The sequence below is a fragment of the Citrobacter sp. Igbk 17 genome, from assembly GCF_028069775.1.
Classification (GTDB): Bacteria; Pseudomonadota; Gammaproteobacteria; order Enterobacterales; family Enterobacteriaceae; genus Citrobacter.
In genome coordinates this window covers 1-21,550 of sequence record NZ_JANEWI010000056.1, presented here as the reverse complement: position 1 = coordinate 21,550, position 21,550 = coordinate 1, and the positions used below count along the sequence as shown (strand labels likewise).

The 21,550-nt window shown below is 51.7% G+C and carries 22 protein-coding genes, 1 pseudogene and 1 other annotated feature; of the genes and pseudogenes, 14 read left to right on the top strand and 9 right to left on the bottom strand.

What is annotated here, in order from left to right; genetic code table 11:
* Positions 1–70: 70 nt before the first annotated feature.
* Positions 71–157: pseudogene (locus NNO08_RS22015) on the bottom strand (SOS response-associated peptidase); the annotation flags it as partial.
* A gap of 319 nt (positions 158–476) precedes the next feature.
* Between NNO08_RS22015 and thrS the strand changes: the two are divergent.
* The 14 genes from thrS to selO all read left to right on the top strand — a co-directional run bounded on the left by thrS (position 477) and on the right by selO (position 13,269).
* The gene (thrS, locus tag NNO08_RS22010) at positions 477–2,405 is read left to right on the top strand and encodes a threonine--tRNA ligase (RefSeq protein WP_271440754.1); all 1,929 of its coding nucleotides are present in this window, start codon (positions 477–479) and stop codon (positions 2,403–2,405) included.
* A 3-nt stretch (positions 2,406–2,408) separates the two neighbouring features.
* Complete coding sequence (gene infC / locus NNO08_RS22005) at positions 2,409–2,951, top strand: translation initiation factor IF-3 (RefSeq protein WP_048997935.1); 543 nt, start codon at positions 2,409–2,411, stop codon at positions 2,949–2,951.
* 96 nt (positions 2,952–3,047) lie between these two features.
* A complete protein-coding gene (gene rpmI, locus NNO08_RS22000) occupies positions 3,048–3,245 on the top strand; it encodes a 50S ribosomal protein L35 (RefSeq protein WP_003030583.1) in 198 nt (65 codons plus the stop codon).
* A 55-nt stretch (positions 3,246–3,300) separates the two neighbouring features.
* Positions 3,301–3,657: a 50S ribosomal protein L20 gene (rplT, locus tag NNO08_RS21995; protein WP_003030578.1), complete on the top strand. Its 357-nt coding sequence runs from the start codon at positions 3,301–3,303 to the stop codon at positions 3,655–3,657.
* A gap of 120 nt (positions 3,658–3,777) precedes the next feature.
* Positions 3,778–3,902: a sequence feature (Phe leader region), on the top strand.
* Entirely contained in the window at positions 3,783–3,827 is a 45-nt protein-coding gene (pheM, locus tag NNO08_RS21990) for a pheST operon leader peptide PheM (protein ID WP_001386830.1), read from the top strand. (Overlaps the previous feature by 45 nt.)
* Positions 3,903–4,026: 124 nt before the next feature.
* Positions 4,027–5,010, top strand: coding sequence for a phenylalanine--tRNA ligase subunit alpha (gene pheS, locus NNO08_RS21985; RefSeq protein ID WP_137383362.1), 984 nt, complete (start codon positions 4,027–4,029; stop codon positions 5,008–5,010).
* Positions 5,011–5,025: 15 nt separating this feature from the next.
* The gene (pheT, locus tag NNO08_RS21980) at positions 5,026–7,413 is read left to right on the top strand and encodes a phenylalanine--tRNA ligase subunit beta (protein ID WP_271449092.1); all 2,388 of its coding nucleotides are present in this window, start codon (positions 5,026–5,028) and stop codon (positions 7,411–7,413) included.
* A 4-nt stretch (positions 7,414–7,417) separates the two neighbouring features.
* Positions 7,418–7,717, top strand: coding sequence for an integration host factor subunit alpha (gene ihfA / locus NNO08_RS21975; RefSeq protein WP_003030571.1), 300 nt, complete (start codon positions 7,418–7,420; stop codon positions 7,715–7,717).
* Between the two features lie 120 nt (positions 7,718–7,837).
* Positions 7,838–8,818, top strand: a complete 981-nt coding sequence (gene btuC / locus NNO08_RS21970; protein ID WP_271457534.1) for a vitamin B12 ABC transporter permease BtuC — start codon at positions 7,838–7,840, stop codon at positions 8,816–8,818.
* A 74-nt stretch (positions 8,819–8,892) separates the two neighbouring features.
* The gene (locus NNO08_RS21965; protein WP_271440757.1) at positions 8,893–9,444 is read left to right on the top strand and encodes a glutathione peroxidase; all 552 of its coding nucleotides are present in this window, start codon (positions 8,893–8,895) and stop codon (positions 9,442–9,444) included.
* On the top strand, positions 9,444–10,193 hold the full coding sequence (btuD, locus tag NNO08_RS21960; RefSeq protein ID WP_271449090.1) for a vitamin B12 ABC transporter ATP-binding protein BtuD: 750 nt from the start codon (positions 9,444–9,446) through the stop codon (positions 10,191–10,193). Before NNO08_RS21965 ends, btuD begins: the two co-directional genes overlap by 1 nt.
* 77 nt (positions 10,194–10,270) lie before the next feature.
* The gene (locus tag NNO08_RS21955) at positions 10,271–10,735 is read left to right on the top strand and encodes an NlpC/P60 family protein (protein WP_003832591.1); all 465 of its coding nucleotides are present in this window, start codon (positions 10,271–10,273) and stop codon (positions 10,733–10,735) included.
* 316 nt (positions 10,736–11,051) lie between these two features.
* Complete coding sequence (locus tag NNO08_RS21950) at positions 11,052–11,762, top strand: EAL domain-containing protein (RefSeq protein ID WP_271455365.1); 711 nt, start codon at positions 11,052–11,054, stop codon at positions 11,760–11,762.
* A 64-nt stretch (positions 11,763–11,826) separates the two neighbouring features.
* On the top strand, positions 11,827–13,269 hold the full coding sequence (selO, locus tag NNO08_RS21945) for a protein adenylyltransferase SelO (protein ID WP_271457533.1): 1,443 nt from the start codon (positions 11,827–11,829) through the stop codon (positions 13,267–13,269).
* Here selO and NNO08_RS21940 read toward each other — a convergent pair.
* The 8 genes from NNO08_RS21940 to ppsR form a co-directional block, all read right to left on the bottom strand.
* Positions 13,266–14,045: a heme ABC transporter ATP-binding protein gene (locus NNO08_RS21940; RefSeq protein ID WP_271457532.1), complete on the bottom strand. Its 780-nt coding sequence runs from the start codon at positions 14,043–14,045 to the stop codon at positions 13,266–13,268. The genes selO and NNO08_RS21940 overlap by 4 nt on opposite strands.
* Positions 14,038–15,030, bottom strand: coding sequence for a FecCD family ABC transporter permease (locus tag NNO08_RS21935; RefSeq protein WP_271457531.1), 993 nt, complete (start codon positions 15,028–15,030; stop codon positions 14,038–14,040). Before NNO08_RS21935 ends, NNO08_RS21940 begins: the two co-directional genes overlap by 8 nt.
* Positions 15,030–15,851, bottom strand: a complete 822-nt coding sequence (locus NNO08_RS21930; RefSeq protein ID WP_271457530.1) for a heme/hemin ABC transporter substrate-binding protein — start codon at positions 15,849–15,851, stop codon at positions 15,030–15,032. The genes NNO08_RS21935 and NNO08_RS21930 overlap by 1 nt, the downstream gene beginning before the upstream one ends.
* Positions 15,848–16,876 (bottom strand): hematinate-forming heme oxygenase ChuS, encoded by a 1,029-nt coding sequence (gene chuS / locus NNO08_RS21925; protein ID WP_271457529.1) that lies wholly within the window; start codon positions 16,874–16,876, stop codon positions 15,848–15,850. The genes NNO08_RS21930 and chuS overlap by 4 nt, the downstream gene beginning before the upstream one ends.
* Positions 16,877–16,923: 47 nt before the next feature.
* Positions 16,924–18,909, bottom strand: coding sequence for a TonB-dependent hemoglobin/transferrin/lactoferrin family receptor (locus NNO08_RS21920; protein WP_271457528.1), 1,986 nt, complete (start codon positions 18,907–18,909; stop codon positions 16,924–16,926).
* A gap of 72 nt (positions 18,910–18,981) precedes the next feature.
* Positions 18,982–19,170, bottom strand: coding sequence for a hemin uptake protein HemP (gene hemP, locus NNO08_RS21915; RefSeq protein ID WP_271449083.1), 189 nt, complete (start codon positions 19,168–19,170; stop codon positions 18,982–18,984).
* Between the two features lie 208 nt (positions 19,171–19,378).
* The gene (aroH, locus tag NNO08_RS21910) at positions 19,379–20,425 is read right to left on the bottom strand and encodes a 3-deoxy-7-phosphoheptulonate synthase AroH (protein WP_271457527.1); all 1,047 of its coding nucleotides are present in this window, start codon (positions 20,423–20,425) and stop codon (positions 19,379–19,381) included.
* Positions 20,426–20,551: 126 nt separating this feature from the next.
* Positions 20,552–21,385 carry a posphoenolpyruvate synthetase regulatory kinase/phosphorylase PpsR gene (ppsR, locus tag NNO08_RS21905; protein ID WP_137383349.1) on the bottom strand — a complete coding sequence of 278 codons (834 nt, stop codon included), beginning with the start codon at positions 21,383–21,385 and terminating at the stop codon, positions 20,552–20,554.
* Positions 21,386–21,550 lie beyond the last annotated feature (165 nt).

Sequence of the window (21,550 nt, the reverse complement as noted above, 5' to 3'; positions counted from 1 at the left end):
GATACACACGATGTGGTTATGGTTACGAACTTCTGCCTCTCGCTCAAAACAGGCATTTTCTCACGCTGTATCAACGGATAGCGTCTATTAACTCTGGTCCTTGATTCCTAACATTCCCAACGGCACGCGTCACTGCGTGCCATATAAATTTATTAGCTACTAGAATTTGGTTAGAGAGACAAAATCGGGACACACAAAGCTTTGCATTGGTTCGCAAGGCTTTGCACATTTATAAGCGGCATATCAATACAACACACATCTATGGTAATTCACGCTTTTCTGACATGGCAGTGGCGTGTACACTGGTCACTCGGTATCAGATAGTAAATGCGGGTACATTTTGGATTTTGTACATCCAGATGTACATACTTAGCAGAGTGAAGCTCAGAAACGCATCTAACCATCTGGTATTTCTAAATAATTTAATTTTGTATGTGCTCTTACGTGTGGGGCACCACTGCAAATAAGGATATAACATGCCTGTTATTACTCTTCCTGATGGCAGCCAACGCCATTACGACCACGCTGTAAGCCCCATGGATGTTGCGCTGGACATCGGTCCAGGTCTGGCGAAAGCGACTATTGCTGGCCGTGTTAACGGTGAGCTGGTTGATGCTTCCGATCTGATTGAAGATGATGCGAAACTTTCCATTATCACCGCGAAGGATGAAGAAGGTCTGGAGATCATTCGTCACTCTTGTGCGCACCTGTTAGGGCATGCGATCAAACAACTTTGGCCGAACACCAAAATGGCGATCGGACCGGTTGTTGACAACGGTTTTTACTACGATATCGATCTTGACCGTACGTTAACCCAGGAAGATGTCGACGCGCTCGAGAAGCGGATGCACGAGCTCGCTGAGAAAAACTACGATGTCATTAAGAAGAAAGTCAGCTGGTACGAAGCGCGCGAAACCTTCGTGAAGCGTGGTGAGACCTATAAAGTCTCTATTCTTGATGAAAACATTGCCCATGATGACAAGCCTGGCTTGTACCATCATGAAGAATACGTCGATATGTGCCGTGGTCCGCACGTGCCGAACATGCGTTTCTGTCATCACTTCAAACTGATGAAGACCGCAGGGGCATACTGGCGCGGCGACAGCAACAACAAGATGCTGCAACGTATTTATGGTACTGCATGGGCCGACAAAAAAGCCCTGAATGCATACCTGCAACGTCTGGAAGAAGCAGCCAAGCGTGACCATCGCAAAATTGGTAAGCAGCTTGACCTGTATCATATGCAGGAAGAAGCACCGGGTATGGTGTTCTGGCATAACGATGGCTGGACTATCTTCCGCGAGCTGGAAGTTTTTGTTCGCTCGAAACTGAAAGAATATCAGTATCAGGAAGTTAAAGGTCCGTTCATGATGGACCGTGTGCTGTGGGAAAAAACAGGTCACTGGGACAACTACAAAGATGCGATGTTCACTACCTCGTCTGAGAACCGTGAATACTGCATTAAACCCATGAACTGCCCGGGCCACGTTCAGATCTTTAACCAGGGTCTGAAATCCTATCGTGATCTGCCGTTGCGTATGGCTGAATTTGGTAGCTGTCACCGTAACGAGCCGTCAGGTGCGCTGCACGGTCTGATGCGTGTACGTGGCTTTACTCAGGATGATGCACATATCTTCTGTACTGAAGAGCAGATTCGTGATGAAGTTAACGCTTGCATTCGTATGGTCTACGATATGTACAGCACTTTTGGCTTCGAGAAAATCGTCGTCAAACTGTCCACTCGCCCCGAAAAACGTATCGGCAGCGATGAAATGTGGGACCGTGCTGAAGCTGACCTGGCCGTTGCGTTGGAAGAAAATAACATCCCGTTTGAGTTCCAACTGGGTGAGGGCGCGTTCTACGGTCCGAAAATTGAATTTACCCTGTATGACTGCCTCGATCGTGCATGGCAGTGCGGTACTGTACAGCTGGACTTCTCCCTGCCGTCCCGTTTAAGCGCCTCTTATGTTGGCGAAAACAACGAACGTCAGGTGCCGGTTATGATTCACCGCGCAATTCTTGGGTCTATGGAACGTTTCATCGGTATCCTGACTGAAGAGTTCGCCGGCTTCTTCCCGACCTGGCTTGCGCCGGTTCAGGTTGTGGTCATGAACATTACCGATTCTCAGTCTGAATACGTCAACGAATTAACGCAGAAACTGCAAAATGCGGGTATTCGTGTAAAAGCAGACTTGAGAAATGAGAAGATAGGCTTTAAAATCCGCGAGCACACTTTACGTCGTGTCCCTTACATGTTGGTCTGTGGCGACAAAGAGGTAGAAGCAGGCAAAGTTGCCGTGCGCACCCGTCGTGGCAAAGACTTGGGCAGCCTGGACGTAAATGAAGTGATTGAGAAGCTGCAACAAGAGATTCGCAGCCGCAGTCTTCAACAACTGGAGGAATAAGGTATTAAAGGCGGAAAACGAGTTCAAACGGCACGTCCGAATCGTATCAATGGCGAGATTCGCGCCCTGGAAGTTCGCTTAACAGGTCTGGAAGGCGAAGCTTTGGGTATTGTGAGTCTGAGAGAAGCGATCGAAAAGGCTGAAGAAGCTGGAGTAGATTTAGTTGAAATCAGCCCTAACGCCGAACCGCCAGTTTGTCGTATTATGGACTACGGCAAGTTCCTTTATGAAAAGAGTAAGTCTTCTAAGGAACAGAAGAAAAAGCAAAAAGTTATCCAGGTTAAGGAAATTAAATTCCGTCCTGGCACCGACGATGGCGATTACCAGGTAAAACTCCGCAGCCTGGTACGCTTTCTGGAAGATGGCGATAAGGCTAAGATCACGCTGCGTTTTCGCGGTCGTGAGATGGCCCACCAACAGATCGGTATGGAAGTGCTCAACCGCGTCCGTGACGATCTGAGTGAACTGGCAGTAGTCGAATCCTTCCCAACGAAGATCGAAGGCCGTCAGATGATCATGGTGCTCGCTCCTAAGAAGAAACAGTAAGGCCTTCAAGTAGCAATGTCTGTGGAGCCTGCGGGTTCCACAGCCGTTGTTCGCCTACGTTTCGTTTATTAACAATGCGAAGTGGAAGTTATTAAAATGCCAAAAATTAAGACCGTACGCGGTGCTGCTAAGCGTTTCAAAAAAACCGGTGGTGGTGGATTTAAGCGTAAGCACGCAAACCTGCGTCATATTCTGACCAAAAAATCTACTAAGCGTAAACGTCACCTGCGTCCAAAAGGCCTCGTGTCTAAAGGCGATCTGGGTCTGGTTATCGCGTGCTTGCCGTACGCATAAGCCGTTAACGTTTAATTCATTTTTTTACTAAGAATATAGAGACAGGAGAGCACATATGGCTCGCGTAAAACGTGGTGTAGTTGCCCGTGCACGTCACAAGAAAATTTTGAAACAAGCTAAAGGCTACTACGGTGCGCGTTCTCGCGTATACCGCGTTGCCTTCCAGGCTGTTATCAAAGCTGGTCAGTACGCTTATCGTGACCGTCGTCAGAAAAAGCGTCAGTTCCGTCAACTGTGGATTGCGCGTATCAACGCAGCAGCACGTCAGAACGGTATTTCTTACAGCAAATTCATCAACGGCCTGAAAAAAGCCTCTGTTGAAATCGACCGTAAGATCCTGGCTGACATCGCAGTATTCGACAAAGTAGCGTTCACCGCTCTGGTCGAAAAAGCGAAAGCAGCTCTGGCATAAGCCGGTGAAAAGAGGGAGCCTGGCTCCCTCTCTTTTATTTGTAGTTCAATCAATTGGTTGACAATTTATCCGTAAGCCTTTTCAATAAAGGTTGTCCGGTTTTTACCACACAAGGTAACGCAAGCATGAATGCTGCTATTTTCCGCTTCTTCTTTTACTTTAGCACCTGAACTCAGGAGGCTTGCGCGTGAAAGAAGAAACGGAAAACAGCGCCTAAAAGCCTCCCTGGTGGAGGCTTTTTTTATACGCGTCATCCTTCAAGTTGTCTCTGTGTTGGCTGCATTCGCTCTTTTGCCGCCTTGATACAACTTGAATGATTTTGCGTATATACGAGCGACTAGTGAATATCGCAACATAACGAGGAAAACCATGTCACATCTCGCAGAGCTGGTTGCCAGTGCAACGGCCGCCATTAACCAGGCTTCAGATGTTGCCGCGTTAGACAATGTCCGCGTCGAATATTTGGGCAAGAAAGGGCACTTGACCCTTCAGATGACAACCCTGCGCGAGCTGCCACCAGAAGAGCGCCCGGCAGCAGGTGCGGTAATCAACGAAGCCAAAGAGCAGGTACAGCAAGCGCTGAACGCGCGTAAAGCCGAATTAGAAAATGCTGCACTGAACGCGCGCCTGGCTGAAGAAACTATCGATATCTCCCTGCCGGGACGCCGTATCGAAAATGGTGGACTGCACCCGGTAACACGTACTATCGACAGGATTGAAAGTTTCTTCGGTGAGCTGGGCTTTACCGTGGCAACAGGTCCAGAAATTGAGGACGATTATCATAACTTTGACGCGCTGAATATTCCTGGCCATCACCCGGCGCGTGCCGACCACGATACCTTTTGGTTTGACGCAACGCGTCTGCTGCGTACGCAGACCTCCGGCGTGCAGATCCGCACCATGAAAGAAAAACAGCCGCCGATCCGCATCATTGCGCCGGGCCGTGTATATCGTAACGACTACGATCAGACGCACACCCCGATGTTCCATCAAATGGAAGGCCTGATCGTTGATACCAATATCAACTTCACCAACCTGAAAGGTACGCTGCACGATTTCCTGCGTAACTTCTTTGAAGAAGATCTGCAGGTTCGTTTCCGTCCTTCTTACTTCCCGTTCACTGAACCTTCTGCGGAAGTTGACGTCATGGGTAAAAACGGAAAATGGCTGGAAGTACTGGGCTGCGGTATGGTTCACCCGAACGTGCTGCGTAACGTCGGTATCGATCCAGAAATTTACTCCGGTTTTGCCTTCGGCATGGGGATGGAGCGTCTGACCATGTTGCGTTATGGCGTTACCGATCTGCGTTCTTTCTTCGAAAACGATCTGCGTTTCCTCAAACAGTTTAAATAAAGGCAGGGTAATACAATGAAATTCAGTGAACTGTGGTTACGCGAATGGGTTAACCCAGCAATTGATAGCGATGCGCTGTCAAACCAAATTACGATGGCGGGCCTGGAAGTTGATGGTGTGGAAGCCGTTGCCGGTGAATTTAACGGTGTTGTTGTCGGTGAAGTAGTTGAGTGCGGTCAGCACCCGAACGCTGACAAACTGCGCGTCACCAAAGTGAATGTCGGCGGCGATCGCCTGCTGGATATCGTCTGTGGTGCGCCGAACTGCCGCCAGGGACTGAAAGTTGCGGTAGCGACCATTGGTGCCGTTCTGCCTGGTGATTTTAAAATCAAAGCGGCTAAGCTTCGCGGTGAGCCGTCCGAGGGGATGCTGTGCTCGTTCTCTGAACTGGGTATTTCCGACGATCATAACGGTATTATTGAACTGCCTGCCGATGCGCCGATTGGCACCGACATCCGTGAATATCTGAAACTCAACGATAACACCATTGAAATCAGCGTTACGCCGAACCGTGCCGACTGCTTAGGCATTATCGGTGTTGCGCGCGATGTGGCTGTGCTGAACAAAGCTCCGCTGGTTGAACCGGAAATCACCCCGGTAGCGGCGACCATTAACGATGTACTGCCTATTCAGGTCGATGCTGCTGACGCGTGCCCACGCTATTTGGGTCGTGTGGTGAAAGGTATCAACGTGAAAGCGCCTACGCCACTGTGGATGAAAGAGAAACTGCGCCGTTGCGGTATTCGCTCCATCGATGCAGTGGTTGACGTGACTAACTATGTGCTGCTCGAACTGGGCCAGCCGATGCACGCATTCGACAAAGATCGCATTGAAGGCGGAATTGTCGTGCGTATGGCAAAAGAAGGGGAAACCCTGGTCCTGCTCGACGGCAGTGAAGCAAAACTGAGTGCGGATACGCTGGTGATTGCTGACCACAACAAAGCGCTGGCCATGGGGGGGATCTTTGGTGGTGAGCACTCTGGTGTGAACGATGAAACGCAAAACGTTCTGCTGGAATGCGCGTTCTTCAGTCCGCTGTCTATTACCGGTCGCGCGCGCCGTCACGGCTTGCACACCGATGCTTCTCACCGTTATGAGCGTGGTGTCGATCCTGCGCTGCAGTACAAAGCAATGGAACGTGCAACGCGCCTGCTGATTGATATCTGTGGCGGCGAAGCCGGCCCAGTGATTGATGTGACCAACGAAGCGACGTTGCCGAAGCGTGCCACTATTACGCTGCGTCGTAGCAAACTGGATCGCCTGATCGGCCACCCTATTGCCGATGAGCAGGTGAGCGATATTCTGCGTCGTCTGGGCTGTGAAGTGACTGAAGGTCAGGGCGAGTGGAAGGCTGTCGCGCCGAGCTGGCGTTTCGATATGGAGATTGAAGAAGATCTGGTCGAAGAAATCGCCCGCGTATACGGTTACGACAATATCCCGAATACCCCAATTCAGGCAGGACTCATCATGGGTGAGCATCGTGAAGCGGATCTCTCGCTGAAACGTGTTAAAACCATGCTGAATGACAAAGGCTACCAGGAAGTTATCACCTACAGCTTTGTTGATCCTAAAGTCCAGTCGCTGTTGCATCCGGGAGAAGAGGCGCTGCTGCTGCCAAGCCCAATCTCTATCGATATGTCAGCAATGCGTCTGTCTCTGTGGACCGGTTTGCTTTCAACGGTGGTTTATAACCAAAACCGTCAGCAAAACCGTGTGCGTATTTTTGAAACGGGTTTGCGTTTTGTACCGGATACGCAGGCTAACCTTGGGATCCGTCAGGATCTGATGCTGGCGGGCGTGATCTGCGGCAACCGTCATGATGAACACTGGAATCTGACGAAAGAGACGGTTGATTTCTATGATCTGAAGGGCGATCTGGAAGCGGTTCTCGACCTGACCGGCAAACTGGCGGACATCCAGTTCAAAGCTGAAGCGAATCCAGCCCTGCATCCGGGTCAGTCTGCGGCGATTTATCTGAAAGGTGAACGTATTGGTTTCATTGGGGTTGTTCATCCTGAACTGGAACGTAAACTGGATCTGAACGGTCGCACTCTGGTGTTCGAACTGGAGTGGAATAAGCTCGCAGACCGCGTGGTGCCTCAGGCGCGTGAAGTTTCTCGCTTCCCGGCGAACCGCCGTGACATCGCTGTTGTTGTGGCAGAAAACGTTCCCGCAGCGGATATTTTATCCGAATGTAAGAAAGTTGGCGTAAATCAGGTAGTTGGCGTAAACTTGTTTGACGTGTACCGCGGTAAGGGTGTTGCGGAGGGTTATAAGAGCCTCGCTATCAGCCTGATCCTTCAGGATACCAGCCGTACACTTGAAGAAGAGGAGATTGCCGCTACCGTCGCCAAATGTGTAGAGGCATTAAAAGAGCGATTCCAGGCATCATTGAGGGATTGAACCTATGGCGCTTACAAAAGCTGAAATGTCAGAATATCTGTTTGATAAGCTTGGGCTTAGCAAGCGGGATGCCAAAGAACTGGTCGAGCTGTTTTTCGAAGAGATCCGTCGTGCTCTGGAAAATGGTGAGCAGGTAAAACTCTCTGGTTTTGGTAACTTCGATCTGCGTGATAAGAATCAACGTCCGGGACGTAACCCGAAAACGGGCGAAGATATTCCCATTACAGCACGGCGCGTGGTGACCTTCAGACCCGGGCAGAAGTTAAAAAGCCGGGTTGAAAACGCAACGCCCAAAGAAGAGTGATTTAACGATACGCAAAGTATGACGCGTATAACTAAAAAGGCCGCTATGCGGCCTTTTTCCTTTTCACTACTGAATCAGCACCGTAGAATCTCACCATCTTTTTTCAGCAGAATGGAAAACATGCTGACTTTCGCCCATCAACAGCAGCGACGAAACGTGCGCTGGATACTGTCTCTGTCAGTGCTGATGCTGCTGGCAACAATGATAAGTTTATGTGCAGGAGAACAGTGGATTGCTCCCGGCGATTGGTTTAGCGCTCGCGGTGATCTGTTTGTCTGGCAAATTCGACTTCCCCGGACACTTGCCGTATTGCTGGTAGGTGCCGCACTGGCCCTGGCTGGCGCGGTGATGCAGGCGCTGTTTGAAAATCCGCTCGCGGAGCCTGGCTTACTCGGTGTGTCTAATGGCGCGGGGGTAGGGCTTATTGCGGCTGTGCTGTTGGGGCAAGGGCAATTACCCGGCTGGGCATTGGGCCTATGCGCCATTGCTGGTGCGCTGATTATCACTCTCATTCTTCTTCGTTTTGCCCGTCGACATTTATCGACCAGTCGTTTGCTGTTGGCAGGCGTGGCGCTGGGGATTATCTGCAGCGCTCTGATGACCTGGGCTATCTATTTTTCCACCTCTTTTGATCTTCGACAGTTGATGTACTGGATGATGGGGGGCTTCGGTGGCGTAGACTGGCATCAGGCCTGGCTCATGGTCGCGTTGCTCCCCGTATTGCTGTGGATTTGTTGCCAGTCTCAGCCGATGAATATACTGGCGCTGGGCGAAACCTCCGCGCGCCAGCTGGGGCTGCCTTTATGGTTCTGGCGCAACCTGCTGGTGGTTGCCACGGGATGGATGGTTGGCGTGAGCGTGGCGCTGGCAGGGGCAATTGGTTTTATCGGGCTGGTAATCCCCCATATTCTGCGACTGTGTGGATTAACCGACCACCGCGTTTTACTCCCTGGGTGTGCGTTGGCGGGGGCAATTGCACTACTGTTTGCTGATGTCGTCGCACGACTGGTACTGGCATCGGCTGAATTACCCATTGGTGTGGTGACAGCCACTATGGGTGCACCGGTATTTATCTGGTTATTGTTAAAAGCTGCGCGCTAGAAAGTGCAGGTTCGGTCTATGCTTAAAAGCTGAACAGGGTCATTCCACTATTCACCTGTTGTTCTGGAGATGCTATGCAAAACACGCTTTTTAATACGGAAGTGACAACCATCGACGGCGAGGCGACCTCATTGCAGGCGTATGCCGGAAATGTACTGCTAATTGTCAACGTAGCCTCAAAATGTGGGTTAACACCGCAGTATGAGCAACTGGAAAACCTGCAGAAAGCCTGGCATGGGCAGGGTTTCACCGTTCTGGGATTCCCCTGCAACCAGTTTCTGGGGCAGGAGCCCGGCAGTGAAGACGAGATTAAGACATATTGCAGCACAACCTGGGGCGTTACCTTCCCGATGTTCAGTAAGATTGATGTCAATGGCGAAGCCCGCCATCCGTTGTATCAGAAACTGATTGATGCGGCACCCACGGCGGTTGCACCGGCGGATAGCGGATTTTATGCGCGTATGGCGAGTAAAGGGCGGGCACCGCTCTACCCGGACGATATTCTGTGGAACTTTGAGAAGTTCTTAGTCGGTCGGGATGGGCAGGTGCTGCAGCGTTATTCACCTGATATGACGCCTGAGGACCCGATTCTTGTCCACGCTATAAAGACTGCATTGGCCAACTAATGTCCCGATTAATGCTGCTACAGGATGTTGCGGAATCTACCCGACTCGGCCCGCTATCTGGTGAAATTAAAGCAGGAGAGATCCTGCATTTAGTGGGCCCCAACGGCGCGGGGAAAAGTACGTTGTTGGCGCGAATGGCGGGACTGACGACGGGAGAGGGAAGCATCACCTTTGGTGATACACCGCTCGGAGACTGGCCGGCAGCGAAGCTGGCGCAGTATCGTGCTTATCTTGCGCAACAGCAAAATCCGCCATTTGCGATGCCGGTCTGGCATTTTCTGACGCTGCATCAGCCTGATAAAGCGCGAACAGACCTGCTGCAGGAGGTGGCTGATGCGCTTGGGCTGGGAGATAAACTGGGACGTGGTGTAAATCAGCTGTCAGGGGGGGAATGGCAACGTGTGCGTCTGGCGGCCGTCATCCTGCAAATGAGTCCACAGTCTAATCCGCATGGGCAACTTTTGTTGCTGGATGAGCCGATGAATAGCCTGGACGTGGCGCAACAAAACGCGCTGGATAGATTGTTGAGCCAGCTGTGTCTGCAAGGAATCGCCATTGTGATGAGCAGTCATGATCTTAACCATACGCTACGCCATGCGCACAAGGCGTGGTTGCTCAAACGCGGAAAGCTGCTGGCGAGCGGTTCGCGTGATGTGGTGCTGACGCCAGCAAATTTGTCGTTGGCCTATGGTGTAAATTTCCGTCGCCTGGATATTGAAGGCCACAGAATGCTCATATCAACCACTTAAGTTAAATGGGTTCTTGAAAATCACATAATTTCCACGCTAAATTGACACAAAAATAAAAATCAGAGGATTCGTCCTGAATGCGCTTTTGGCTCCTTTTCATCACAGCATTGTTTTTGGCGGGGTGCAGCAGCCATCGAGCTCCTGCGCCGAATGCCCGACTGTCGGACTCTATCGCCGTTATCGCGGGTCTTAACGATCAGTTGCAAACCTGGCATGGCACTCCCTATCGCTATGGCGGTATGAGCCGTAGCGGGGTGGATTGTTCAGGATTTGTGTTGATGACGATGCGGGATAAATTCGATCTACAGCTCCCGCGCGACACGCGCACGCAATCAAAGATTGGTACCGAGATCGATAAAGATGATTTGCTACCCGGCGATCTGGTTTTCTTTAAAACGGGTTCCGGTGAAAGTGGTCTGCATGTCGGAATTTACGATACCAATAATCAATTTATCCATGCTTCAACCAGTCGCGGAGTGATGCGTTCTTCGCTGGATAACGTCTACTGGCGTAAAAACTTTTGGCAGGCACGTCGAATTTAATCATTACGGATGACGAGATCGGCGCGCGGTTGTCTCGTCATCCTCATTTTAAATGTCAACTTTCACTTCTGCTGTTTGTCGGTCAATAACCCCAAACGTTAAGAGCGTATCTTGCTAAAAATATGATTTATCCCGAGATATTAAAAAGTGCAAAGCTGGATATTCGTTTATAATCAGGATAAGCTAAAAAAAAAGGATTCGATTTACTGGCTAAAAAGGGAAAAATGAAAGGGCCTCTATTTGTATCAGCAGCAACGTATTTTTCCATCCTTTGCTACAGGATGCCGGATTACACCCATGCAGAGGGGCTGGCACAATGATTGTTTCACTGGATTATCTTTATCATTCAGAGTTCTCTTTTCTTCCTGCACGAAGTGAAAAAGGTGACCTTGAGTTCGTCGATATTGTTACAAACTTTGTCAGCCCGGATGGCAACGTACGCATGCCAACAGAGCTGGTTATGCCCCGGATGTCAGACGACGAGCAATGTCGTTTATTTGCCGAGAAGCTGGAATTAATCGAAACGTGCCAACACTTTTTTATTCAACGCAAAATTCCGGCCTGGATTAATTTAACGCCAGCGGTTGCTAATACTTTATTATCAGACGCTGAATATGCTTCACGTGTTGAACGATTTTCATTTATTGAACTGACGATTAATGAAAGTTATCCGGAGTTAAACAGTGGCAAAGAAAATCCCACACTGGCGGCTCTGGCTGCGCGGTTCCCATTAATACTGACAAACTACGGTGCCGGGGGCATATCCACGCGGGCAATTTTTGATGGTCTGTTCAAACGTGTCGTGCTGGATAAAAACTTTGTTCAACAAAGGATTACACATATTTCGTTTGAGCCGTTTATGCGGGCTATTCTGGCGCAATTATCCCCCAGTTGTGAATCAATCATCATTAGCGGTATTGATACACAGGAGATGCTGGCGCGGGTATTGCCTTTGGGATTCGGCGCTATGCAAGGAGGACTGTGGCCGGCGGTATCACCTGCAAAGATCATTTCACTGGTAAAATGATAACCCTTTTATTTGCTGGTGTTTAACAGGCTATTAACAGTCTACACTAGAGACAGGAGGCCCTATGACCCTGTCTTTTACTACTCGCTGGCGTGATGAATTACCAGCAACCTATACCGCTCTTTCACCCACCCCCCTGAAAAACGCGCACATCATCTGGCATAACGATGCTCTGGCTGCGCAATTGGGTATTCCAGATGCGTTGTTTGATGTTTCTGGTGGGGCAGGTGTATGGGGGGGCGAATCGCTACTACCTGGGATGTCGCCATTGGCACAAGTCTACAGCGGGCATCAGTTCGGTGTCTGGGCCGGGCAACTCGGCGATGGACGAGGGATTCTGCTGGGTGAGCAATTGCTTGCAGATGGCACAACCCTTGACTGGCATCTGAAAGGCGCTGGATTAACGCCTTATTCCCGCATGGGGGATGGGCGCGCCGTGCTGCGCTCGACGATTAGAGAGAGCCTGGCCAGTGAAGCCATGCATTATTTGGGGATACCCACAACCCGGGCCTTGTCGATTGTCACCAGCGAGACTCCGGTGCAGCGAGAGACCACTGAAGCAGGCGCGATGCTTATTCGCGTGGCACAAAGCCATATGCGTTTCGGTCATTTTGAGCACTTTTATTATCGTCGTGAACCGGAAAAAGTACGCCAGCTTGCTGACTTTGCGATCCGTCATTACTGGCCACAATGGCAGGAAGAGGCGGATAAGTATCAGTTGTGGTTTACGGATGTTGTTATGCGCACCGCGGTGTTAATGGCCGACTGGCAAGCCGTAGGCTTTGCGCATGGGGTGATGAACACGGACAACATGTCGATTCTTGGCCTGACGATGGATTATGGTCCCTTCGGTTTCCTTGATGATTACGTGCCAGATTTTATCTGCAACCACTCCGATCATCAGGGGCGCTATAGTTTTGATAATCAGCCTGCTGCGGCGTTGTGGAACCTACAACGTCTGGCGCAGACGCTGTCGCCATTCATTCCGGTTGATGTGCTCAATGATGCGCTGGACGGTTATCAACTGGCCTTGCTCACCCGCTATGGGCAACGCATGCGGCAAAAACTGGGTTTCTTTAGCGAGCAGAAAAACGATAACGAAATCCTTAGCGAACTGTTTAGCCTGATGGCGCGGGAAGGTAGCGACTACACGCGAACGTTCCGCATGCTCAGCCAAACGGAACAACACAGTGCCTTGTCCCCACTGCGCGATGAGTTTATTGACCGTGCGGCATTCGACGACTGGTTCACACGTTACCGCACGCGCCTGCAACAAGACAATGTAGCTGATGTTGTCAGACAAGCGCAGATGAAGACGGCGAATCCGGCTATGGTGCTACGTAACTGGCTGGCTCAGCGGGCAATAAGCCAGGCAGAGCAGGGTGATTATACCGAACTACATCGGTTACACGCTGCGTTACGTACGCCGTTTATCGATCGGGATGATGATTATATCAGCCGTCCACCTGACTGGGGTAAACGGCTGGAGGTAAGTTGTTCCAGCTAAGGTGCGAGAAAAACTTGTGGGGATGCGTTGGCCGGGTGTTGGCCAACGTGAACCTGAGCACCATACCAGCGCATCAGATCATCAGCCTGTAACACGGCGTCGGGTCTCCCTTGAGACACAATGCTTCCTTGATGGAGCAGTATGATCCGGTCAGCCCACAGTGCTGCCAGATTGAGATCGTGAAGCACAATGCACACATGCAGCTCTCCCGAAGCGGTTAGCGTCTTCAGCAAGCGTAACAGGTGCTGCTGGTGATAAAGATCCAGCGCAGAGGTGGGTTCATCAAGGAATAACCAGCCGTGAGGCGCGCCGTTGCACCAAAGTTGTGCCAGTGCACGGGCCAGCTGCACTCGCTGTTGTTCGCCACCGGAAAGCGCGGCGTATTGCCGGCCCGCTAACGGTGTGCATCCGGTCATTTCCATTACCTGAGCGATAAGTCGGGGTTCCTGCTGTTGGGTCCAGGGTGCGCGGCCCATCGCGATGACGGCTTCTGTCTGCCAGTCAAAACCTACCTGCGTTTGCTGACGCATAACCGCACGATGGCGCGACAGCGACTGCGTACTCCAGTCAGCCAGTGATTTGCCATCTAACAAACAGTGTCCGGCAGTCGGTTTAAGAAAGCCGGTCAACAGACGTAGCAGGGTGGATTTTCCCGCACCATTCGGCCCGATTAAGGCGACCAGTTCACCTTTAGCGAGTTTGAGTGATACGTCGTCAATTACTGAGCGGTCAGCAAGGCGATAGTGAAGTCCTTCGGCAATAAAATGTTCAGCCATGCGCTCCTCGCTGACGAAAAATAAGCCATAAAAACCATGGCGCACCGAGAATACTGGTCAGCAGACCAACGGGCATTTCCGCAGGCGCAACTGCGGTGCGGGCGAGAGTATCGGCAATCAGTAGTAAAAATGCGCCAGCCAGAACAGAACCGGGGATCACGGCCCGATGGTCTGATCCGAGCCACATACGCATTAAATGCGGAACAACCAAACCGATGAATCCAATGACTCCGCTGACCGTTACAGCAGCGGCCACGAGTAATGCGCTGCACAACAACAAAATACGCTGGATCATCCGAACATCAACGCCGAGATAATGCGCCTCCTCCTCACCCAGTTGTAACAGGTTCAGTGCCGCAGCCAGGCGCCAGATAACCAGTACTGTTGGGAGCATTAGCGAGGTGACGGCCAGTAGTGTTGACCACTGCGCAGAACCCAAACTGCCCATCCCCCACAGTGACAACTGGCGCAGTTGCGCATCATTGCTGATCCACGACAGAACGCCGACCGCCGCCCCGCAGAGTGCGTTGATGGCAATTCCGACCAATAACAGACGCGATAGCGAACCGTCGCGCTGTTGGCTGAGGATAAAAATCACCACGGTGGCAGCCAGTGCACCGAGAAATGCCGCCATCATTGGCGCATACAACATGAGTAACGCAGGTAATGAGACCGGCAACACCACCCACAGGGCGACGGCGCAGGCCGCACCGCTGCTAATGCCCAGTAGCCCTGGGTCGGCAAGCGGGTTGCGAAACAATCCCTGCATGACGCAACCTGCCAGTGCCAGCGAGCCGCCAATCACCAGCGCCAGCAGAACGCGCGGTAGCCGAATGGTGAGCCAGATTTGACGCAATGCGTCATCTCCGTCCTGCCAGAGCAGGCTTACCGGCAGGCGCAACGCGCCAAAACCGGTCGCCAGTATCGTCATGACACCCAGCATAAAGGCCAGCGTCCATAATGAGCAGGTGATCCGTCGGGCCATCAGGGCAATTGCTCCGCTTTGGCGCGTAGCTGCAAAATGGCCTGTGGCGTGCGAACGCTAAAGCCCAGTAATGCCATATCATCAATCTGAAGTACCTGCTTATTGCGCCCGGCAGGCGTTTGCGCAAGTCCAGGCAGTGCCCACAGGTTAGCTTCACCACCAACGGCCTGAATACCATCCCGTGAGATCACCACCAGGTCAGGCTGGCTGGCTATTACGCCTTCTTGTGATAACGGCTGGTAACGGCTAAACCCCTGCATCGCGTTACGTAAGCCGGCCGCGCGAATAGCGGCATCGGCTCCGGTATGCTGGCCCGCCGCCATCGCGGTCATCCCGCCATGATTGAGAATAAACAGCACGCGTTTGTTAAGTTCAGATGACGGCAATGCCGTCATTTCCTGACGTAAGCGGGTGCGCAGCGTTTCACCGTCAGCCTCCCGATGGGTGGCTTTGGCGATGACGCGAATTTTTTCATCAATCACGTTAAGATCGTTACTCGCCGGGATCGTGACAACCCTGACGTTGCTCTGCTCAAGCTGTTTTAGCGCCAGAGAAGGCTGCGCTTGTGCGCTTGCTAGCACCAGCGTTGGGCGGGTAGCCAGGATCCCTTCGGCGTTGAGTTGGCGTAAATAACCAACATCCGGTAGCGTGTTTGCCGCTTCAGGCCACTGGCTGGTGCTGTCACGTGCCACAAGGGATGATTGCGCATCCAGCGCATACACAATTTCGGTGACGTCGCCACCGAGCGCCACAACCCTTTCCTCAGGCGCTGCCAGCGCCGTGACGGGGAGCAACGCAATAAGGACCAGCAGTTTTTTCATGCGGCCAGTCCTTTTGGCGTTAAGGCATCGATCTGCGCTCGCCATTGTGTCTGCTCCGGTTCACCTTCCGTACGCTGTCCATAAAGCTGGGCGATTTGCGTGCCATCTGAGGCAAACAACTCCAGGCTGGTCACGTGACCATCGGCGGTCGGTTTACGTGTTACCCACGTTTCGGCTACGCGCTCTTCCAGCAGATGCAGGGTAAAGGTCGGGTTGAAAATATTTAGCCAGCCTTTCATCGGCACCAGTTTTTCTACCACGCCGGTAAAGATCTGCACGCAGCCGCGATTACCCACAAATACCATGATTTCGTTGCCATCTTGTTGTGTGGTTTCGAGTAACTGTGCCAACGCACCATTACTGACTTTACAGGCCAGGTCGTCACCTACCAGATTAAAGGCTTGTTGGCGGGTCAGATTGTGGCGCTTCAGCAGGCCGAAGAACTGATGAACATCGGTCATGGCGCGCCACTCTTTGTCCACTGTCGCAGCGTCTACGTTAACGGCGGGAACGACGGGTTCGACAGTTTGCAGCGTCAGCGGCGGGTTTTCTGCAAAGATGAAACGGGTCAGCAGCGAACCCCATGCGGTAATATCGGTATTCTCCGTGACATAAACCTTCAGCAGCGCATCACCCTGATGGTCGAAAAATTGGATACTTTGACGTTCGCCACGGGCGGTGGTTTCGCTGATATGGAAGGCGCTGGCCCACTGGTTCAGGAACAGACGTAAATCGAGGGCTCGTGGGTTCAGTACCAGCCCGGCATGCCCGTTAAGGTGTTGGTTGGTAAAGGCGCCTGTTTGTTCATGCACCGCATATTCATTACGGCAAATGCATTTTGTTTCGCCTACGGTTTCCAGAGCGCCCAGGATCTCGCGCACTTCGCCGCGTAAACGCCACGCGTCATGACCGACGCGTGCGAAGGTCAGTTCAGCTTCGCTAATGTTCATCAACCCTGCGATGTCACGGGCATATTTTCCAGGATGTTCTTTTTTCAGTTCCAGCCAGCGTGTGTAGTGATTCATTGCCTCTTCCTTCCAGATTGCTGCCCCGGCTCGTCGGGGCAGGGTGATTACCACTGATAACTCACGAAAATTTTGCCGTTACGGCCATCTTGCGGAATGCCTTGCGGAGACCAGTACTCTTTGTCAAAAGCGTTACCCAGTACCAGCGTGGTGGTCATACCTTTCAGTGCCTGTTGACCCTGATAGCTGACGTAAAAGTCGTTTACTGCATAGCCGGGCTGTTTGGTGTAGCTGCTGCTGATATGGGTTGAGCGGTCCGCAAACGTACCTATCCAGCCGACTGAGAAACCGCTGTGTGCTACGGGTATGTTCAGTTTGCTGGTGACGGTATCCGGGTTAATGCTGGAAATGTATTCACCGGTGTCGGTATCTTTGCCTCGTGTACGGTTGTAGGCCATGTCTAAACTGAACAGATCGGCGGAGTACTTCGCCATCACGTCCCAGCCCCAGATTTTGGCATTGGGTACGTTATAGGACATGGTCGTCGCGGCAGCAAAATTGACGCTGGTGGAGATGTAATCTTTCGCTTTGGTATCGAAATAGCTGGCTTTAAATTCGAGCGCATCGCTTGCCATCAGCAAATCGTCAAAACGCAAACCGAAGCCATACTCCTGCGTTTCGTTGGTTTCCGGACGCAGGTTAGGGTTGGGTACCCAATAGTTGGTGTAAAAACGGCCGATGGAGAAGTGTTTTGCATCGTTGTACATCTCGCCCATTGTCGGCGCGCGGAAAGCCTGAGCCCAGGACCCGAATAGCATCAGCCAGTCGGCCGGCGTGACGGTCATTCCTGCGCGGGACGACCATTTGTCGGCATCGACATCCGCGTAACCATCGCTGCTACCGCGATATGAGTCATAGCGTGTACCACCCAGCAATGTTACTGGCAGATCTCGCAGGGTGATTTCATCCTGTAGCCAGCCGGAGCTGAAATCAATTTTTGCCTCAGGGAAACCGGTCGTCGCACCGCCGGGGCGTTGTTCCTGGCGATAGTACTCCCCCCCGTAAGTTAACAGGTGAGAAGCAAAAGAGTCGGTAAACAACCGGCTGCGGTTATCAATTTTTCCGCCTTTGGTCGTTTGTTTGCGAAACTCATTAGTTGCATCCGGATTCTGGGCATTAATGCGCGCCTCGGACCAGTAAATGCGAGCATCAGCGTTCAGCCAGTCATTGTCCGCAGGGGCGAGCGTGTAGGTCAACTGTGCGTCACGCTGGATCGTTGAGCGATCGGTCATCGGGTTGTTACTGGTATCTGCTGCGCTGGTTTGCGGATTTTTGGGCTCACGTGCATCATTGTTGTAATAACGTAGTGAGCCTGCCAGCGTCTGGGCGCTGTCAATTTTCCAGCTACCTTTTGCCAGCATATTGTTTATTGCTTCATCGTTCGGCGCGGTGGTACCGTCGCTCTGGCGTAAGTCACCGCGATCGCGAGTTGACCAGGCGAGCAGACCGTCCAGCGTGTCGGTTCGACCAAACGCGCTGGCACCCATGCCGAGGCTATGATCGCCCGAGGCAGCAGTACCGAACACGCGGTAACCGCTGTTTTTACCCGCTTCAAGTAAGTCTTTAGCGTCCGCTGTGTCATAGGCGATTACCCCTCCGAGCGCACCGCTGCCATACAGCAGAGCCGAAGGGCCTCGTACCACTTCGATACGTTTAATGAGCGCCGGATCCAGAAATGTACTGTTCAGGTGTCCGGTGTCGGTTCCCTGACGTACGCCGTCTACCAGCACCAGCACTCCGCGGCGGTCATAGCCGCGCAGATTGACGTCCTGACCGTTGGTTCGTCCCGTACCATCAAGGGTAAGTCCAGGCACTTTACGTAACAGATCTGCCGCTGAACTGGCCGTTTGGTTTTCCGGCGCGGTCGCATCAATCACGCTGACCATCATTGGCGCTTCAAAGGCACTGCGGGCATTGCCGGTGGCGGTGACAGTCATATCTTCAGCCGCCGCATAGGCGGCGACGGGAAGGTGACTTACGAACACCAGTGCCAAAAGCGATGGGCGCAGCGATGTTGTGTGCAGGTGTGGCATAGCAACTCTCCATTAGAAAATCGAAAGCGCTGGCTGCCTGGGTATCACCTGGGTGGCTGGCGTAATAGGTATTTATTTAGTCAGAATGAGTTTTCCGGCATGTGTCTGGCGCAGCAGGTAGTGCTGACCATCATGTTCTATGATCACTCGTCCTTCATTTCCCAGCAGGCTTTTACTGTCAATCCGACGTTCGTTAGGCGTGACAGAAGGCGGTGTTTTTTCTTTTGCAGGCGTTGCTGTAGTGTTATCCATACGTGACATAGTGTTTAAAAATGACAATCAATGTAACAATGATAATCATTATCAATAAACTGAGAATTTGCATCAAGCCTTTTTGTGAAATAATTGTGACGGGATCAAATTTGCGGGATTGTGCTGCATTAAAAAAGCCCGGTAGCATTACGCTGACCGGGCCTGGAGGGGCACGAACCGTAGGTCGGGTCAGGCGAAACCGCCACCCGGCATGATTTTAGAATCGACTGTCTACCGCCGCGGCGAGTTTTTCGACCAGCAGTTCCGTATCTTCCCAGTTCAGGCAGGGATCGGTGATTGACTGACCATAAACCAGTGGCTGGCCGCTGACGATTTTTTGCGTACCTTCGCGTAAGAAACTTTCCGCCATGATCCCGGCTATTGCCGTCGAACCATTGCGAATCTGCTGACAGACGTCATCGCACACTTCTAACTGACGGCGATGCTGCTTCTGGCAATTGCCATGGCTGAAATCCACCACCAGATGCTCCGGCAAAGAGAATTCATGCAGTGCATCGCAGGCCGCGGCAATATCTTCGGCAGAGTAGTTCGGCTTTTTACCACCGCGCATGATGATATGACCGTAGGGGTTGCCGCTGGTCTGATAGATAGTCATCTGCCCGGTTTTATCCGGTGAGAGGAACATGTGGCTGGCGCGTGACGCGCGAATAGCATCGACGGCGATACGTGTATTGCCATCTGTCCCGTTTTTGAACCCGACAGGGCAGGAGAGCGCAGAAGCCATTTCACGGTGAATTTGGCTCTCTGTGGTGCGTGCACCAATTGCGCCCCAACTGATCAGATCGGCAATAAACTGCCCTGTCACCATATCGAGGAATTCAGTGGCTGTCGGTACACCCAGTTCATTGACCTGTAACAGCAGTTTACGTGCCAGCTCAATACCATGATTTACACGATAGCTGCCATTCAAATCCGGGTCGGAAATGAGGCCTTTCCAGCCCACGACGGTACGCGGTTTTTCAAAATAGGTACGCATCACGATTTCCAGACGCGCCTGGTGTTTAGTACGCAGTGCCTGCAAACGCGTGGCGTATTCCATGGCGGCATCGAGATCGTGAATCGAGCAAGGGCCAACGATAACCAGCAAGCGAGGGTCTTCACCATTCAAAATTTTTTCTATCCGGCGTCGGGATTCCGTGACATGACGGGCGACGGAGGACGAAACAGGATGCCGTTGCGCAAGCTCTGCTGGAGTGACCAGGTTGTCAATACGCGCAGTACGGAGTTCATCGGTTCTGTTCATTACTTATCTCAGAAATTTGTTGCTTCAACGGCAGGACTACCGGGAAGTGATGTACATCACAATATCACACTCATCCTGCCTGGTGGCGAGCATAATAACAAAAAATCGAACCAATGCACTAGCATTCTAGTACATGCGGCGATTCAGCCCCATGATGTCGAGGATCTTGGTGGCAATCTCTTCTACTGAATAATTGGTACTGTTTAACCACGGAATTTGATTTTTCCGGTACAGCGCCTCTACTTCAGCAACTTCCATTCGGCACTGGCGCAGCGAGGCGTAGCGACTGTTTTCACGGCGTTCTTCGCGGATGGCCGTCAGGCGTTCAGGGTCAATCGTCAGACCAAACAGTTTGTGTTGTAACGGCTTCAGAGAGGCGGGCAGTACCAGATTATCCATATCATCGGCAATAAAGGGGTAGTTAGCGGCCCGGATACCAAACTGCATTGCCAGGTATAAGCTGGTAGGCGTTTTTCCGCAGCGGGAAACGCCAAGCAGAATCACCTGCGCCTGATCAAGGTTGCGCAACGAGATACCGTCGTCGTGCGCGAGGGTATAATCAATGGCGGCAATACGCGCATCATACTTGTTGAGATTGCCAGGATTCAGGCCGTGCGTGCGATGCGCGATCGGTGTGGGGTCGAGTTTCATCTCGTGTTGCAGCGGGGCAACCAGTGCCTGGACGATGTCCTGGCAAAAACCCTCACTTTGTAAAATGATCGAGCGAATTTCCGGCAACACGATGGAGTAGAATACCAGCGGACGCACACCTGTTTGTTGATAAATGGCGTCAATCTGGTCTTTAACCGCACGAGCACGACTCTCATTTTCAACAAACGGCAGCGTAATGCTGCTGATCGTGACCGGAAATTGCGACATTACCGCATGACCCAATACCTCTGCGGTGATGGCGGTGCCATCAGAAATATAAAATACATGACGATCAACAGCATTATCCATTTTGCTCATCCTGGGGGCAGACATAATTCTCTGAAAGCATAAATTAAAATTCGTCAGAAGCGAATATTGCTGTATCTATTTTATAAAATGAAACGCTATTTTTATATTTAATGAAANGTACATTTCATTTTTCGGAACAAATGTTTATACGGACTGATTTTGTGG